At 41.4% G+C, this 16,443-nt stretch carries 14 protein-coding genes; 1 reads left to right on the top strand and 13 read right to left on the bottom strand.

The window, feature by feature from the left end:
- Positions 1 to 450: 450 nt before the first annotated feature.
- Positions 451 to 1,059, top strand: a complete 609-nt coding sequence (locus AC50Y5_RS05485; RefSeq protein ID WP_494859023.1) for a transglutaminase-like domain-containing protein — start codon at positions 451 to 453, stop codon at positions 1,057 to 1,059.
- 77 nt (positions 1,060 to 1,136) lie between these two features.
- Here AC50Y5_RS05485 and mutT read toward each other — a convergent pair whose 3' ends face one another.
- The 13 genes from mutT to AC50Y5_RS05420 form a co-directional block, all read right to left on the bottom strand.
- Positions 1,137 to 1,535, bottom strand: coding sequence for an 8-oxo-dGTP diphosphatase MutT (mutT, locus tag AC50Y5_RS05480; RefSeq protein ID WP_494859021.1), 399 nt, complete (start codon positions 1,533 to 1,535; stop codon positions 1,137 to 1,139).
- 15 nt (positions 1,536 to 1,550) lie between these two features.
- Positions 1,551 to 4,709, bottom strand: a complete 3,159-nt coding sequence (locus tag AC50Y5_RS05475) for a DEAD/DEAH box helicase (protein WP_494859019.1) — start codon at positions 4,707 to 4,709, stop codon at positions 1,551 to 1,553.
- A gap of 84 nt (positions 4,710 to 4,793) precedes the next feature.
- Positions 4,794 to 5,180: a hypothetical protein gene (locus tag AC50Y5_RS05470; protein WP_056034461.1), complete on the bottom strand. Its 387-nt coding sequence runs from the start codon at positions 5,178 to 5,180 to the stop codon at positions 4,794 to 4,796.
- Positions 5,181 to 5,450: 270 nt separating this feature from the next.
- The gene (locus AC50Y5_RS05465; RefSeq protein WP_494859017.1) at positions 5,451 to 7,490 is read right to left on the bottom strand and encodes a DUF5050 domain-containing protein; all 2,040 of its coding nucleotides are present in this window, start codon (positions 7,488 to 7,490) and stop codon (positions 5,451 to 5,453) included.
- On the bottom strand, positions 7,471 to 8,694 hold the full coding sequence (locus tag AC50Y5_RS05460; protein WP_494859015.1) for an ABC transporter permease: 1,224 nt from the start codon (positions 8,692 to 8,694) through the stop codon (positions 7,471 to 7,473). Before AC50Y5_RS05460 ends, AC50Y5_RS05465 begins: the two co-directional genes overlap by 20 nt.
- Entirely contained in the window at positions 8,688 to 9,560 is an 873-nt protein-coding gene (locus AC50Y5_RS05455) for an ABC transporter ATP-binding protein (RefSeq protein WP_056034453.1), read from the bottom strand. Before AC50Y5_RS05455 ends, AC50Y5_RS05460 begins: the two co-directional genes overlap by 7 nt.
- Before the next feature lie 16 nt (positions 9,561 to 9,576).
- On the bottom strand, positions 9,577 to 10,797 hold the full coding sequence (locus AC50Y5_RS05450) for a transcriptional regulator (protein WP_494859013.1): 1,221 nt from the start codon (positions 10,795 to 10,797) through the stop codon (positions 9,577 to 9,579).
- A gap of 14 nt (positions 10,798 to 10,811) precedes the next feature.
- On the bottom strand, positions 10,812 to 11,867 hold the full coding sequence (locus tag AC50Y5_RS05445; protein ID WP_494859012.1) for a beta-glucanase/beta-glucan synthetase: 1,056 nt from the start codon (positions 11,865 to 11,867) through the stop codon (positions 10,812 to 10,814).
- A gap of 135 nt (positions 11,868 to 12,002) precedes the next feature.
- Positions 12,003 to 12,404: a hypothetical protein gene (locus AC50Y5_RS05440; protein WP_494859010.1), complete on the bottom strand. Its 402-nt coding sequence runs from the start codon at positions 12,402 to 12,404 to the stop codon at positions 12,003 to 12,005.
- A gap of 400 nt (positions 12,405 to 12,804) precedes the next feature.
- On the bottom strand, positions 12,805 to 13,365 hold the full coding sequence (locus AC50Y5_RS05435; protein WP_494859008.1) for a hypothetical protein: 561 nt from the start codon (positions 13,363 to 13,365) through the stop codon (positions 12,805 to 12,807).
- Positions 13,355 to 13,927, bottom strand: a complete 573-nt coding sequence (locus tag AC50Y5_RS05430) for an RNA polymerase sigma factor (protein WP_494859006.1) — start codon at positions 13,925 to 13,927, stop codon at positions 13,355 to 13,357. Before AC50Y5_RS05430 ends, AC50Y5_RS05435 begins: the two co-directional genes overlap by 11 nt.
- Positions 13,928 to 14,250: 323 nt before the next feature.
- Positions 14,251 to 14,427, bottom strand: a complete 177-nt coding sequence (locus tag AC50Y5_RS05425; protein WP_494859004.1) for a hypothetical protein — start codon at positions 14,425 to 14,427, stop codon at positions 14,251 to 14,253.
- Between the two features lie 32 nt (positions 14,428 to 14,459).
- Complete coding sequence (locus tag AC50Y5_RS05420; protein WP_494859002.1) at positions 14,460 to 16,325, bottom strand: DNA/RNA helicase domain-containing protein; 1,866 nt, start codon at positions 16,323 to 16,325, stop codon at positions 14,460 to 14,462.
- Between the last annotated feature and the right edge of the window lie 118 nt (positions 16,326 to 16,443).

Raw genomic sequence — 16,443 nt, 5'->3', positions numbered from 1 at the left:
CCCTCCCTAAACGCAAACCCCCGAAACGTTATTCGGCGAACGTTCGAATTATCTTTTCAACTTCGTAACCGCTTTCACTAATTGGAGCAATAATGGATGGCGAATGTACCGTGCAGCTCGCTATCTTCACCTGCACATTATGAACCTCCGAAGCTTATGAGCTCCCTGTTCCGTCCCTCCATCAATTTATCGAAACCGCCCCCGATCATCAATGTTCAATAACCAAAAAGGATGCCCAATTACGAAAAATAGACGATTTACAATTTGAAACGGATTGACCGTTTCCCGAATTTGCGGATTGTGACATGGAAAAAGACGACTTCCGGGGGTTCGGAAGTCGTCTTTTATTCAATTTACCTAACTTCAAACCAAAACTTATATTGAATAAACATTCAATATAATGCATAATTATAAAACCGCAATGCAAATAAACATTTGAGGGGAAACAGAATGACATTTACATGCGAATCCAGTAATCTGGATGATTATTTAGAAGAAACTACAGAGGTTGATTATGGTCATTTTTCGATAAAAGCTTTAGCGGCGGAACTATATAGTCAATCATTAAATGAAATGGATTATGTTAAAACGGCCTTTGAATTTGTTCGTGATCACATCTCTCATTCAGTGGATATTCAAAGTTCTCGCGTTACATGCAGAGCATCCGAAGTGCTTTTCTTCAAAGAAGGAATTTGTTATGCAAAATCGAACCTTTTGTGTGCTTTATTAAGGTGCCAAGGAATACCGGCTGGGTTCTGTTACCAACGTCTAACCTTGGGAGATACACCTGATACGGGTCACGTTATCCATGCGTTAAACGCTGTTTTTCTTAGGTCAATTGGAAAATGGATTCGTTTAGATGCACGTGGGAATAAATTGGGGGTAGATGCTCAGTTCTCACTAGAAGAAGAAAAATTGGCTTTTCCAATACGTGAAATATACGATGAAATCGATTATCCGGTCATTTACACGAAGCCCAACACAAAAACAATCCACTCATTACTTCAACATTCAGATTGTACTGCCATGTATCTACATGATTTGCCTTCAAGCTTGTAGGAGTAGCTTCTATACAGCAACAAAAATATGACCGCCTATACCTAAATGGCGGTCATATTTTTGTTCAAGAATCAACATTAAGCCATTCCATTCATCCCTTGCTCCAGCATCTCAACAAACTTAATATCGGCTGGCGCGAAGCTATAGCTTTTCAGCTCCTCACGACACACCCAACGATAATCATCATGATCGACTAAAATAATTTCACCGCTTACGTATGAAGCTTTATATGCGACTAACCGGATATGAGTAGCTCCATAAAAATGATCATTCACACCAAACCATTCCTGAGGAAGAATTTCAATTTGCATCTCTTCCAGCAGCTCTCTGTGGAGACAGGACTGCGCCGATTCTCCCTGCTCGATTTTCCCGCCAGGAAACTCCCATAGACCTTCCTGCGATTTTCCTTTTTTGCGCCGAGCGATTAAGAGCTGATTCTGTTCATTGCTTATAATTGCCGCTGCCACCTCGAGCATTCCAATCCCCTCCTCCTAAACAATCGCTTTATTCGCTGCTGGTACTAAGGCAGGAGGCATTTCCTTCTTCAAACGCCATACAAAGCTCATCGGCTTATTTCCTTCATGTCTAACATACTCCACTTCCCCTAGAAACATAAACGGCGACGTAAAGTTATGCTCTTCCTTGTATTCCCGAACGAATAAGGCAATGCGATGGCCAAGCTGCTTATGATGAATATATCTTTGAGCGGTTTTCGTCTCCTCCGAGATGCGGCTCTGTGTCTGCCAATGGAACAATCGCTCGTTGATCGCATAGTCTTCGTACAGGGTGGACGGCGAGAAATCCTTATCTGATTTATTGAGCGTAATAAAGAAAATATCCGTGCTCTTGTCCTCCAAATACTTCACGCCTTCACGGAAGCTTGGCGCCTTATCTTCGTTCCAAACCCCAAAAGCGGCTAATATTTGATTGGTCGAATACCTGCAATGCAAATCCAATGGACACGCGTATGGAAAAGCATTGGACTCGTCAACAAAGTTTATATGCTTCTCATTATAGGATAAAATATCAATGATTTCTTCCCGGAAGGCTGGGCAGGAAATAATGAATTGAATACCCTGCTCCATACTTGTAAAGCCTTGTTTGTTCGGCTCAGATGAGTAGAACGTGTAGTAGAAAAGATTCAGCATAAGCTGCTCTTCGTCTGTAGCCACGATTTTTTCACCGGATAGGTAAGCAATGAGGAATTTTAATAACCTACGTGAGTTAAGGCTTAGCAAGGCAGGCAATCGTTTGACTAAATAATCCTCCTGCTCCATTTCAAACGCATCTAGAACCTCTGCTTCCACCATCAAGCCTCGAAAGGAACGTTTTCCTGTTCTCCCGCCATAAAGCTCCTGCAAGGTCATCCCATGGTAATGGACAAAATTCTCAAGGCTCAGCTCAAGTCCTGTGTCCCCTTCAAAATATTTCAGCTTATAAATCAGGCTTCGTCTATTTATCGTTGCCTGCTTCAAATTTTGTAGAATAAAGGTTTTGGCCAGCTTCTCTAGCTGAATAAAGCTGCCCTTCGGCAGACTCGAAAACCCATGCTCGACATAATGCTGGACAGAATGCTTCGTTTTTCCCAAAATCGCTCGAAACTTATCTTGAAAATTGTAGTCCTTATGCGATTGGCCAATAAAATCAAGAACCGTCAAGCATTCCTTCCCTTCCGCCAAGCGGAGGCCCCTGCCTAATTGCTGCAAAAACACCGTCAGACTTTCCGTTGGACGCAGGAACAAAACCGTATTCACTTCTGGTATATCGACACCCTCATTATATAGGTCTACGACAAAAATCATTTTCAGCTCGCCATTAACAAGCTTATGCTTGACTTGATTTCGGTCTTGTTCACTTGAACCACCATGCAACGCTTGCGCTGGAATACCCGCTTCATTAAAGACTTTAGCCATATATAGCGCATGGTTGACGCCTACACAAAACCCAAGACCCAACACAGCGTCTACATCGGTCACATATTTTTTCAAGCTGTTAATGATTTGTGTGGCTCGAATTTTGTTGTTCGTATATAGGTTTTCTAGCTCCTGCAGGTCGTAGCCACGTCTTGACCATTTCACTTGAGACAGATCCACATGATCGCTCACCCCAAAATATTGAAAGGGACTAAGCAATTTTCGATCAATCGCATCCGTCAGACGAATTTCCGCAGCAATCGTATCGTCGAAGTAATGAAGCACGTCCTTGCCATCCATCCGTTCAGGCGTTGCCGTTAAGCCCAGTAAGATGCTCGGTCGGTAATGAGCCAAAAGCTTCTGATAGGTTGGCGCCGCCGCATGGTGAAACTCATCCACAATAATAAAATCGTAGTAGTCTGCTGTTGTATGCTCCGTTAACTTAAGCGTATTAAAGCTCTGAATACTTATAAAAAGGTGATCAATAGACCCTGCCTGATGACTCCCTACATGCAGTTCACCAAAGTTCAAGTCCTTCAAAACAAAACGAAATGTGTCCAGGCTTTGCTTCAAAATCTCCTCCCGATGGGCCACGAATAACAGCCTGGCTCGGGCATTCCGCTGAGTAAACCGTCGGTAGTCAAAAGCAGAAATGACCGTTTTGCCTACACCTGTAGCGGCGACGAGTAAATTTTTCCACCTGCCGTATAATGTTCTCTCCGCTTCCAGCTTCTCGAGAATTTCCTTCTGATAATCGTAAGGCATAATATTGAAAGCAAAATACATCGTTTCTTGATTCGGATCATTTTTATCCCGTTTTCCAAGTGCTTGCTTCAGCCGTTCTTCATGCTCCGGTTCGTTAGCTGAATAGCTGGTAAACTCACGATCGTTCCAATAGCTCTCGAAGGTCGCTTCGATTTTTTTCAACACGTCGTAGGAATCCTTCTCCGTTACCTTCAAATTCCACTCTAATCCACTTGTAAGCGCTGGGTTTGAAAGATTGGATGAACCGACATAAGCGGTCGTAAACCCCGTATCCCTTTTGAAAACATAGGCTTTGGCATGCAATCTTGTACGACTGCTATCATAGGAGATTTTGATTTCCGTATTAGGCAGCTTGCTTAGCTCCATAACCGCTTTGAAATCTGTCGCTTCCATATAGGTAGTCGTAATCACTCGCAGTCGCCCGCCTCGTGCGGTAAATTGCTCAAGCTGCTCCATGAGACAACGAAGTCCACTCCATTTGATAAAAGAAACGAGAAATTCAATGCGGTCCGCCGTTACAATTTCCTGCTTTAATTCGTTTAACATATTGGGCTCGGCATGTGAACCTGTGAAAAGCGAGCTTTGGGATAGCGGCGTCGTTGGCCGCACAACCTTATCATTTTTGATTGCGCGATGAGAATTTAGCTTGGCATACACGTAGGTAAGGATTTCCCCTTGCTCGTGCAGCTCCAGCTCCTCATAATCCTGATGATCGAGGCTATTTCTGAGCGAGGCTATCATCTCATTGCACGCTCGAACCTGCGCTAGTACCGCTTCCTCGTCGCTGCTCGAGCTCTCACGCACCAGCTTTAAGGCTCTGCGAATGACCGTCGCGATATAATTGGAAAGCAGCTTCCGAGCTTCCTCCGGATCAAGCGGCTTCTTGCCAATATCATAGGCGGACGGATCTAATGCCCCCAGCTGCCTCAACGTTCCGTTATTAATGATCTGTTCATAAAGACCTTGCTTCATGGAACACCTCTGTGTGTTTAAAATCAGTCATTAAGCATGGATTTTCTAACTTATATTTCTTGAGGTTCTCAGATAAAAACTAAATTAGTCCATGAACATAGTTGAACATATAGATATGTCTATGGCAGGTGCATCTAACCCTACAAATTTAAAATTTATCACACAAAAATCATACATGTAGGATACAAATGTAAACTGCTCATACGTTTTAAACTCAGTATCTCCAAATATTTTCACTACATCATCAATAAGTACCGATTCATCACAACATATTCCGATTCTATAAATTAAATCATCTATAATTTCAAGTTCCATATTATTAAATGAATAAATGGGATACCCCGTATCGTCTATTATTCTAATATCTTCAAATCTAGATTCATCAAATTTACTGCCTAGGGGAACCCCTTCGAACGCCCTATCTTTCAATACATCTTTAATTTTATATAAAAATTCATACTTTTTCTCCACTTTGTCCTCCGCTATCAATAAAATCCGAGTTCTATAATAATCATACCAATATCCACCAAAATAGTATATCAGTGAGTCGAAGAATGTAGAAAAAAAGAACCTCCTGTACAGGAAGTTCTCCACTTTGTTATTTGATTAAAAGCTCAGCACAATTATCCCGATATAATTTTATTATGTACTCCTCATGCATCGTCCAGGGGCAACGTCCCCGTCCATATCTTTTCACATCATATTCACATCAGGTTTATGGCAATCAAAACGACGCCGACTTCACATATTACTTAACTGATACTCTTTCATGTCTAGCTTCCCGATATAGGTAATATACGGTTTGTCATATCGAAAACTAAGTACGGGAACATCCGTTAGCTTACGGATGGTCGAGTCATGTAAATTCATAGCGTATAGTTTTTGTTGCTCCTTGCGGTTTACGTATATTAATTCACTCTCCGTCAAAATAAACTCCCTCGTAATTAGATCGGTGATTGTTGTCATGGTGTCCGTCTTGGTATCATACTTAATGATTTGGGACTTCTCATCGACATAATAGATTGTCCGGCCGTCAAATGCGAGGCTTCTTAATACAGGAATTTGGAGAAGAACACGCATATCTCCTGTTAGTCGGTTAATTTGCCGAATTTCGGTTTGTCCATCAGTTTGCCCTATAAGGTAAAGACTAGATTCATCCAAAAAGAAGGCGCTCACGGTGAGGTAAAAACTTGCAACATATGCATTCCCTTTCACGAGCCCCAGCACGGTGCCCTTATCGGCACTTAGCTTCTTTTCGAAAATAATTTTTTCATTAAAACTCGTTGTATCCACTCCGATGACCGAAAACCGAGTGGCACCTTCTCTAAGACCTGATTTTTCATAATCAAATTTCATATAGTAGACATCCGTGCCATCCCCAAAAATGGCTCCCGCTATTCGCGTTAATGAGGTCAGAGGATCACGGACAAGTTTACGTTTTTCTCCGCTTGTTTGATCCTCAAATACAATTTGATTATTTCCAAGCTCAATTTCCTTTGGATCCATATAAAATCGATGCTTATTATTTTGAAAGGACTGCTTAGAAGCGTAGTTATAAGTAACACCTGCCATGGCACCATTAGAAGAACTACAGCCAACAAGCATGGAGACCGCCATCCAAAGAATGAGTAACGTAGGCAGCAGTCTCTTCCCTCTATATTTTCGCTGTTTTACAATCCACACATTGGATCGCTTACGCAGGATTACAAAGAGCATGACTACGCTAAGACTAACTGTAATGGCAAAAACAATGCTCCATGCTGTAAATGAAACCTCTCGGAAAATCATATCCATCTGATCATCCCACGAATTAAGCTTGAATTCGTTCCCGCGAAAATAGCCAGTTGACACCATGAACCCCAGTGGCCCTGGCAAGAAATATTTGGTGGATTCCAACTGCAGTCCATAGTAAGGTAGCAGCACTACTGCCGTGCATGAAAACAATGTAATAGCATATTTCTTAAAGCAAACCGAAGCAAATAAAATCAAGATAGTAAAACATAGGCTTCCAAATAGTTTACCTGCCGTAATCCATAAAAAGGATTGAAGCAATGTAACATCTTTGATCGACGTGCCAAAGTAGGACAAACTTTCTAAGGGATAATGACCATTATCTAAGCCATATTTGAAATCGTAGAAGCCATATCGTAAACCGGCACTCAGAAGACAGAGAAGACTAACCATCACGAGCACCTGACTGATTTTACATAACGCATGAGTTCTTGATCCTTTTTTGACGGTAAGAAGGAGCGCATCCATCTTACTTTCAAACTCGTAACAAAACATCGGTGTAACTAGAAGCAAAACCAACAACACAAACAGGATATCAAGACTATCATTGGAGAGTAATCCATCCCAGCCATTGGTATAAAGAAAATAACGATTGTCTGGAATTTCACGCACATAGACGTACTGATTGTAAGCCAGTTGAAAACCTTTTTCGTTCTTCAGAATACTCGCCAGTGAATCGGAATGGGTAAGGAACTCTTGTTCTTCCAACTCACCATCATAGAAATTATCACTTATTCTTTGTAAGGCAACCTTCGCATCCGAAATTTTGGCCGCTTCATTTGCAAAAAAATGCTCGGTTTCTACTGAGTAGGGACCCTGAACCTGATCGAGGTAGAACTGATACTGCGAACGATTCATCTCAACGTCCGGGTTAGCAGGCTTATCCAAAATCACCATTGATGCAATACTCAAGATGAAATACAAACCGATAAATAAAAAACCCTTATGCTGGAAAAGCATTTTTTTCATTTCATACTTCCAGATGGACACGTTTCTCTCCCCCCTTCCTCAGAGCATTCTTCCTCACAACAATTAAAATGCCGCTAAGAAGCAGTACTCCCCAGGCAGTCGTTATCAATAAGGCAGCAATATAACTTGGAAGGGAAAAGCCCGCCATAGAAACAAACTCTATTTTTCGAAACAATTCTCGATTAACCAACAATACAAATGGGTTTATGACTTTGATCCAAATACGCCCCGAGCCCATATAAACTTCCTCCAAGTAAATACAAACAAACGAAACAGATAAACCGATAATAAATGGAATAAGTGCATTTCGGAACAAATTCGACATGAACAAAAATGCCAAGGCAAACACAAGCATTCCCGCCGTTTTTACAAGTGCTGACAGTATAGCGTATTGCCCCAAACTCACGTTTAGTGCAGCGTGGATAAAATCTTCAAGCATGTACAAAGGAGAAGAAGCTGCATCCCATGAGTCGAATATCGTAGAAAATGCAACAAAATCTATTAACCAAAACCACAAGGAAACACCAGATACAAATAAGGCAGAGGCTATAAGCTTTGCCCTAATTGACGCGCCTCCTCCTGCCTTAGTCGTAAGGAGCAAAATATCCATTTCTGTTTCCTTATCATACAGAAAAACACTCATTAATCCGTACAAGCAAATCAACAACACTAGTAAACCTGAAAAATCATACCCAATATAATATTGATACATTTCTGTGTAGGCAAAACTCGTGATTGAACGTCCTTGAAAAAGCTCCGCAATAGCTGCATTCTTACTACTCTCGTATGTGTTACCCAACGATTCATAAAACGCTATATTTTCATTCGCCGCGCTAACAACACCTTGGGCGTACGCTTTGTAATCGTATGCATACTTCATCGGTTGGACATAGTTGAAACGAAAGAAGTTCCAATCCTCGTAGACATTGGACAAGTAGGTATCTGGAGTACGATACTCTGTACTTGTCGTCCGTTCGGCTACCTGTTGATCAAGCGGCCAATAAATATCCATAAGCTTCTCTATTTTCTCATTCTTAATCGTTCCACCGAAATCAGCGTACTTCTCCCAATACAACTCTTTCCAGCCCGGGTTTGTAAACAATGAGCTTCCTTCGTACACGCTGTATATTTTGACGACATTCAGGATAGAAAAAAGCAGCACTGCTGCAATCATGGACCTCTTCAGAAAATGCTTACGCCATTCAAAGCCAATCAGCCTCACCATTGTTCGCCATCTCCGATATAGTACAGAAAAACATCCTCCAAATTGGCCTGTACGCTCACTGCATGAACATCGGGTTTCTCATCATCTATAACCCGCAGAAGGATATTATCCTGCTCCCGCAGCATATTGCTGATTCTAAGCCGCTGAATCTTCTCATCCAAAGTTTTGTCTGTTGCCGCTACATGCCATACTTTTCCCTTCAAACTTTCTACAAGCGCTTGAGGCGTATCCTGTTTGAGCAGATGTCCGTCTTTGAGCAAAATAACCTGGTTTGCGATAAACTCGATATCGGAAACAATGTGGGTAGCAAGCAAAACGATTCGATTCTCAGAGAACTTGGTAATGAGATTGCGGAAGCGAATTCGTTCCTGAGGATCAAGTCCCGCTGTCGGTTCATCCAAAATCAAAATATCTGGATCGCCCAACATCGCTTGCGCAATTCCGACTCTCTGGCGCATCCCTCCAGACAAAGCGCCAATTTTTGTACTCGCTGCGCTGCTTAAATTGACAATCTCCAGCAAGTCCTTCGCTCGTTTCTCCCCTTGATGCAGAGGAATCTCCTTCAATACGCACATATATTTCAAAAAGTCCATCACTTCAAAGTTTTTATAGAAGTGTGGGAACTGCGGCAAGTAACCAATATGGGATAAAAATTGGATACCTAATTTTCTTGCGTCCACATCATTGATAAGCACCTGCCCTTTATCACTTTTCAGAATGCCAACAAAAATATTAATTAGCGTTGTTTTCCCAGCGCCGTTGGTTCCCAATAGACCATAAACGCCATTTTCCAACTCTGCGGAAAAATTCTGTAGTGCATATTTACCTTTATATTGTTTCGAAATCTCTTTAAATGTTACTTTCACAGGCTGCTCACTCCTCTTAAAACTGGCCGATCACAACTTTTGTTTGAATTTCAGGGTTCTTTGCGCCTACCAATACGATATAAACCCGTCTCTCATCCAGTATTTTAACGATTGGATCTTGAGCCATATAACGCATATCTCCATCGCTTGAGATTCGTTGCTCATCTTCAAGCTTGCCTGTATTCGCATCATATATCCGAACTTTCCAATCGCTCTGATCTGCGAGCGTTGTCGCGAAATAGCTTCCCCTATCTGATCCCGAAACAAATCGACTTTCGCCTGCTTCGATCATGGAAAGAAACCTCGTTTTACCGCTAGGCATATTCATAACCAACAGCTTTCCCGAAGGAATAGTAAAATCTAGATCCTCAGCAAAAAATACAAACTCGTTGTAGTCGATTAACTCTCTGCATGTATAAGACTCAAATTTTTGGTTTGTCAATTTGCTACCATCCAAATGAACTGTGCCGCAAGTAGAAAAGGAAGGTTTGCCGTCGATAGGGGGAACATCAAAGCTTTGCGCCGTAAAGGCCAAGTCCTTGTCCCCATTCGTAAATCCAATTTGTTCAAATGCAACAACACCTGAACGCTCCTTAAGATCAGTAAGCTCCGCTTGCTTTAAATCGATGAGCGTTGTTTGTTGACTCATATTGAAATCATACAGATATAGTCCGTTATTCGTAGCAAAGGCTACTCGTTTACCATCTGCCGAGAACGCGATGGACTCAGGGGAAACAATCCGTTCATTCTCTTTTAATAGAGAACTGAAATTGAATTCTGATTGTTTAACTAGATCGGGGTCGTAAAAGATAGCGCTGTATGTAATGCCGCCGCCCGATGTTCCCCCACCGCCCCCGCTGCTATTGTTTCCGAAATCGGCAGCAACTCGAATAGCTTCATAGCCATCCTCTACCTTTCGTATCGATTGAATTCCTTCATCCGAAGTTTCCGCTGTAATGCGACCGGTATCTAAGTCATACAGATATAGGTTGTTCGCCGATATCAACACATGGTCTTCGTCAGCATAATGGACGTTCCTGATATGTCCCTGTATCCCTTCCAAGAGTAATTCCAATGGAGGAGATGATTCGGTGGGATTTATAGGGGGCGTCTCATGAAAAGACGGAGTAGCTTCAGCCGCAGCATTCACAGGTGTAGGATTCAATTCTGCCTGTGTGCATCCTACGATAAGCAACGAGAAAATCATGGTCACAATCAAAAGCTTCATTCGCATCATACATGTTTCTCCCATCACCTATATAGTAGCAAAGAAGGGGTCTTCATTAATACAACGACATCATCAGGAAAATCATTTGCATTAATGGGAACAGAGACCACATAAAAAGTGCTGAAATCCTCTAGTTTCTCTAGCTCTATATCGGCGTCAATAACCGCTATATTGCCCTTGGTCAACTCCGTTTCAAAGGATACACCATCCTCGGCTGCCAACGCTCGATGATTAATATAAAACGTGTTACGATATCTCATTCCGGGATGACCAAATAGATTGAAGGTCACATGGAGCGTTCCGCTTTTCTGTATCTGAAAGTGGTCTTGTCGCATTGCCCCATCTATATATAAACCGCCATACACATTTTTGTCCAATTTATCCATGTCTACGGTTTCCACAATACTATGCTTATCCAATAGCTCTTGTGTCATTGGCTCCGTTGACAGTTGAACATGATTTAACCCCCCTTGTTGTGCATAAGGAGCAAAATCAACAGATTCTGCATCTTTCTTGAAAATTAGCGGTCTGCCTGCCTCCAAAGTCGTTTGATAGCCTCCATAGGAGCTTGTTGTTTTCATGTCAGGTATAAAACTTGGATTATATAGGCTAGCGATACTGAGTTGCAAAGTATCCCCTTGTTTTCCTGTGACCGGAGTAAATACAAAAGTGAACGGCGTCTCTTTGTCATCATCCTTCAATTCAAGGAGATGCATATACTGATACGGAGAGTCACTCTCGTCCAATTTGTAGGGTTGAGCCTTTCCATCAACAAAAATAAAAAATCCAACATTTTTTGCTGTACCGGAAGCACGTACAGAGTATTCGATTTTCAATTCGCCGCCATTGTATTCCAAAGGAAGAACCCTTCCGTTTACATCAAGCTGACGATTGATGAAACCATGACCGATACTACCAAGAACGGTGGTTTGCGGTTTATTTTTCTCAAATGGATTTTGGGTTGCATCTACAGTATCATTAGGTTCCTCAATTTTGTTCAGGGAGCATCCCCCCGCGAAGATTGCAAGTGTCATCATGATTAGGAACGCCATGCGTTTGAATCCTAATAATTTTTTCACCGTATTGTCATCCCCCTCTTGATTTCCGGCTCCATATCAAAATTAGTGCTTGACGCTCTGTCAAGCACTAATCTCTGTTTTGTGCTCTATCTCCACGTCATAAAAATTTCACCATGAAGCAGGCATTATTCACTTTTAAGTATGTGTTACGGTGTAAGCAGCATAAGCGGAATACGTATTACCGCCCTGTACACCATGCGTCCCATAAAAAGCGTATGCACCTGGATATAAGTCATCACCTCGACCGATCCCCCCAGTACCTCTTACGCCGTTCTGTGAAAATGTGTGAAGTGTTGTTCCGCTAATGTTCTGTTGTGAGCCGACAATGGTCGGATATGCATTATCAGGATTGTTAGCAACATTGGTATACCACATGGCATACGCATTTCCAGATACATACTCCAATGTACCGGTTAGTGATCCATAACCCGTTGCCGGAACGATAGACGTATTCGTACCTGCATACGCATTTACAGCGAACGCCAAGCATGCAACAGAAACAATAACACCAACAATGGATTTTTTAGCTAATTTCATTGTGAATCCTCCTCGTATGAAATTTAGCATGTCAATAATAAACGCATTGACTAGAATGTCTCTTGCGCTCCTCTCGTGTCCTTTTGTGTTTTCATTATTGGCTGCTTACTATATAAACGCATCATTATGATAAAATCTGACATGAATTTATAAAATTTTACAATAATGAGATTATGTGAAATGAAAATCAAAGAGCAATTAGCAGTATTTTACGTCTAGTCTCTTAGTGAACTAAAAAAACGCTTCAAGCCGATTTTTTCGGGTTGTAGCGCTTTTTTTCTTTTGGAATCATGCTCGTCTTTCTATTTCATTGATCGCGCAATCTTCAGTGCCTGTTCTTCACTTAGCTTCCCAAGAAGATCGTTTATGCTAACTTCTTTTATTGTTCTAGATGCTTCATTTAAATAATTGTTCCACCCCGTGCTATCAGTAGTAAGCTTCTTTTCAGTAATAAAGATAAATTATTAGGTACATGCTCTGGTGCACGAATTTTGTAATCTAATTTGTTACGAGCTGTTTCAAGGGTTGTTTCCTTTGCCTGAACGCTTTCTCCTGACAAAGTGGATGAAATTGAATGGTTATCATGCCCAGACTCGCCTCCTAAAGCATCAGGAGGGGGCAATGTCTCAGCACCTTCAGTATTCTTTGGACGATTTTCTCCAAATAGGAGATTAACCAGTCCTTGTTTAGCATCTTTCACCATTGCAAATAAACTTTGCATAGAGGCATAGCTCTCCTTTGGAGAGGTGACAAACGTTCCAAGAATAAGTGAGAAGCCTGCTATTGCAATTCCAATTTTAAAAACTCTTTTACGGTGGGATCGTTTTTGCTGCTGAATTATTCTGGTCTGCATCCGTCTCCAAGCTGTTTCTCCATCTGGGATATCAATTGAAGAATGCATATCATTGATTGCGGATGCTAATAGATCATTTTTATTGTCTACTCGATTATTAGACTTCATGGTTCTCACCCCATTTTCCTTTGAACAGATTAGCTAATGACTTTTTGGCTCTTTCTAAACGTTTACCTAATGCATGTTCATTAATGTTTAACTCCTTAGCAATTTCTTTATAAGACATGTACTCTATATAACGCATGACTAAAATAATTCGTTGATTAAGTGTAAGTTCATTAAGAGCTTCAAGCAGTAGTTCGTTCTGTAGTGTTTTTTCAACTATTTCGCTTGTTGGATTCAACAACTCATTGTTCTCATAAATAATAACGGACTCAAGGTCAAAAACCAGATGGTACTTTTTATTTTTTCTAATAAAATCTATGGCGGTTCTGCGTGTAACTTGCATGAGCCATGCCTTTATGTTGGAATCCGCTTTTGTTTTAGGGCCAAACTCCATAGCCTTAATAAAGCCTTCCTGTATGACATCTTCTGTAAATGCGTGGTCATGGAGCATAAGGTAAATGTATCGATATACAAATTCTCTATAGGTCATAAACAATTTACGTTGAGTTAATTCGTCTAGCTCACGAACATTACTGCGAAATAGCCCCAGTATGAGCTCATCCATTTTCGCTTCCTCCCTCTTAGTCTAATTATTCCAGAAAGTCAGAAATAGCTACTCTACTGTACATCGAATATTTATAACAATTCTGACCCTTGTAAGGCGCAGGATTTTAAGAGTAAAAAAGGGACTTCGCCCCAGTTTGTCGAAAATTGTGGTAACGACACCAACAATATCGAACAAGCACGAATAGGGAGAAGTCATTCTTACATATTCTCCAAAAAATTCTATTTCCCTTTGAGGAGCTGGAAATGATTGAACTCCAAATGCTTTCTCACTATAACGTCAAACCATTTAATATATACTTCCTGCATACTTTTCGTAACTTCTCAAAAAGGGGAATCCCCTTCGCTGGCAAATAATGCGATTACCTTAATCATTTCATTTCCTCCCTTCAACGCAAAAAAGCCGACTGCGCTGAATTTCAGGGCAATCGGCTTACAAAGGATATCTATATGAAACGAGAGCTTTCCATCGGATAAACCAGGGGTTTTTCCAATGTCCATTCTAAGGGGGCACTTCCGTTCTACCGTTCTTACTATAGTGTCGTTTTTGCCAGTCTAGTCTGGATATAAGCTTGAAGGGCTTGATCTCTGCAGTAGATATAACAGCCCTTCATTCCTCTGGACATTAGAATTTTGTAGATGTTCTTGATAAGGGCATTAAGCCTGGCCGGATCGTTCTTCAAGCCCTTTTTCCCCGTTATATCTTTATAGTCCTTGAAATCAGAAAACAAAGTCCCTGTCTCAGCATCATATCTTAAATCGTTTCCTATAATGACGCCAACATACTCAAACTCCAGCCCTTGCGTCGTATGAACGCAGCCTATCTGGTCAATTCCATCAGGATGGATCGCCCATGATTCACGAATGGCGTAGCCGTTCCATGGCATTTTAAAGCCGTGCTCCTCCAAAATAACATCCTCAATCTGTCCATTCGTATTGCCTTGTTTCGGTCCTGTCCAGCTCCATGCATAACCGGCTAACAGACGTGCTTTATGACCGTTAGCCTGCTTATCTTTAATAAGCTCATACAAACGATGCGGTGAATCTACAATGCGAAAATCGAAAACTTCCTTATCCCACCCGTTAAAATTCCCCGTCTGTCTAATATTTAGAACGTCATCAACCCAGTTTAAATAACCCTCTGCTCCAGCGCATCGGAATTGAGCATGCAATGAATACTCATGGTATTCTGCTCCTAACTCCTTGCTCATTCTCTTGATTTCATCTACTGTACCGATATCATCGGGCCTAATTCTTTGCATATCGTCAATGAAAAACACGCTAGTTTTTGTGCTTTTGATAATGTCTTCTATCTGATTTTCACCTTTATACATATAGGCGCCTTTGCCCTTCAGACGATGAGCTTCATCTACAATCAAAACGTCAAACGCATCAGCATCCGCATCAACAAAGCTGCCCGACCCTAGAAACAAGCTCTTCGTTCTCGTCTTCGATCTGGAGCTTTGTTTCGTCAACATTTCCACCATGACATTTCGAAAAGAGGAATTAGGCGCCACAAATTTCACATTCAAGCTGTTGCGCAGCAAGCCTCCAAGCGAGTTCATAGAAATAACGGATTTCCCCGTGCCTGGTCCGCCTTTTATGACGATCGTCCTCTTTTTATCTTGTTTCTTGGCAAGGGTTACGATGGTCTCGTAAGCAACCTTCTGCTCATCGAGCAGTACAAAATCTGAATTGCCATCAAACAAAGCACTTATATGGTCAATCAAAGCTTTGGAAGGCGTTATTTTCCCATTTTCAATATGATAAAGGAGCTCCATTCCTTTGCCTTTGCCGACATATTTAAAAATAAACTCTTGCAGCTTCTTCGTCTCATGAGACAAAAATAAAGGAGCCTCCGCAATCATTTTCTCGTACTGTTTGGATTTGAGGGGTTCAGGATTTTTTTCTTGGTAATTATGCAAGAAAGCAACAGAATGTGCGTTCACATCCTGACTATGTACGGCTGCATTCATATCAACGATATACTGTCTATAAGACCATGCTTGGTAGGATGGATGCGTGGTTTCTCTCACCCCGCCATTTAATGATGTCTTGACGATATCTTCTTTCTCCGTCGACCAAGCTTCTTCCCATTGCTTGAGCTCCACAATAATGAAGTTTTGATTTTGCTTATCGTCCTGTCCAGCAATGAGGAAGTCGATCCGTTTACTTGTAGCTGGAATATTGTATTCAATCAATACTCCGCAGTCGTCCGCAACTTTTGAGTTCCGAATAATCCGTTCCATGAACTGCATGGAATTATTCCAAGAACGCCGTTCCGAAATCGCAGGCTTCCTCCCTAGCTTTTCAACAAACGCAGCTTCAATCCTATTAGTAATTTTATTATCATCCACTGCCTCTTTAAAGTCAGCAACAGAGCTACTGTATATAATCATTAGGCACCTTCTTATGTAGTTGTGCTAGATACAAACAATGCAAATCTTACGTAGGGCCTTTTCTTTCGACAGATTTTAAAATTAATTGGGACAGATAAAAATGACCCCTGACCGATAC

Source organism: Paenibacillus sp. JT22N7 (genome assembly GCF_059383875.1).
This window is presented reverse-complemented; position numbering and strand designations above follow the sequence as displayed.

Excerpts from the sequence above, each read along its gene's own strand:
- AC50Y5_RS05450 (WP_494859013.1), bottom strand. The coding sequence starts at position 10,797 with ATGATGCGAATGAAGCTTTTGATTGTGACCATGATTTTCTCGTTGCTT.
- AC50Y5_RS05485 (WP_494859023.1), top strand. The coding sequence starts at position 451 with ATGACATTTACATGCGAATCCAGTAATCTGGATGATTATTTAGAAGAA.
- AC50Y5_RS05460 (WP_494859015.1), bottom strand. The coding sequence starts at position 8,694 with ATGGTGAGGCTGATTGGCTTTGAATGGCGTAAGCATTTTCTGAAGAGG.
- AC50Y5_RS05420 (WP_494859002.1), bottom strand. The coding sequence starts at position 16,325 with ATGATTATATACAGTAGCTCTGTTGCTGACTTTAAAGAGGCAGTGGAT.
- mutT (WP_494859021.1), bottom strand. The coding sequence starts at position 1,535 with ATGCTCGAGGTGGCAGCGGCAATTATAAGCAATGAACAGAATCAGCTC.
- AC50Y5_RS05475 (WP_494859019.1), bottom strand. The coding sequence starts at position 4,709 with ATGAAGCAAGGTCTTTATGAACAGATCATTAATAACGGAACGTTGAGG.
- AC50Y5_RS05430 (WP_494859006.1), bottom strand. The coding sequence starts at position 13,927 with ATGGATGAGCTCATACTGGGGCTATTTCGCAGTAATGTTCGTGAGCTA.
- AC50Y5_RS05425 (WP_494859004.1), bottom strand. The coding sequence starts at position 14,427 with ATGGACATTGGAAAAACCCCTGGTTTATCCGATGGAAAGCTCTCGTTT.
- AC50Y5_RS05440 (WP_494859010.1), bottom strand. The coding sequence starts at position 12,404 with ATGAAATTAGCTAAAAAATCCATTGTTGGTGTTATTGTTTCTGTTGCA.
- AC50Y5_RS05435 (WP_494859008.1), bottom strand. The coding sequence starts at position 13,365 with ATGAAGTCTAATAATCGAGTAGACAATAAAAATGATCTATTAGCATCC.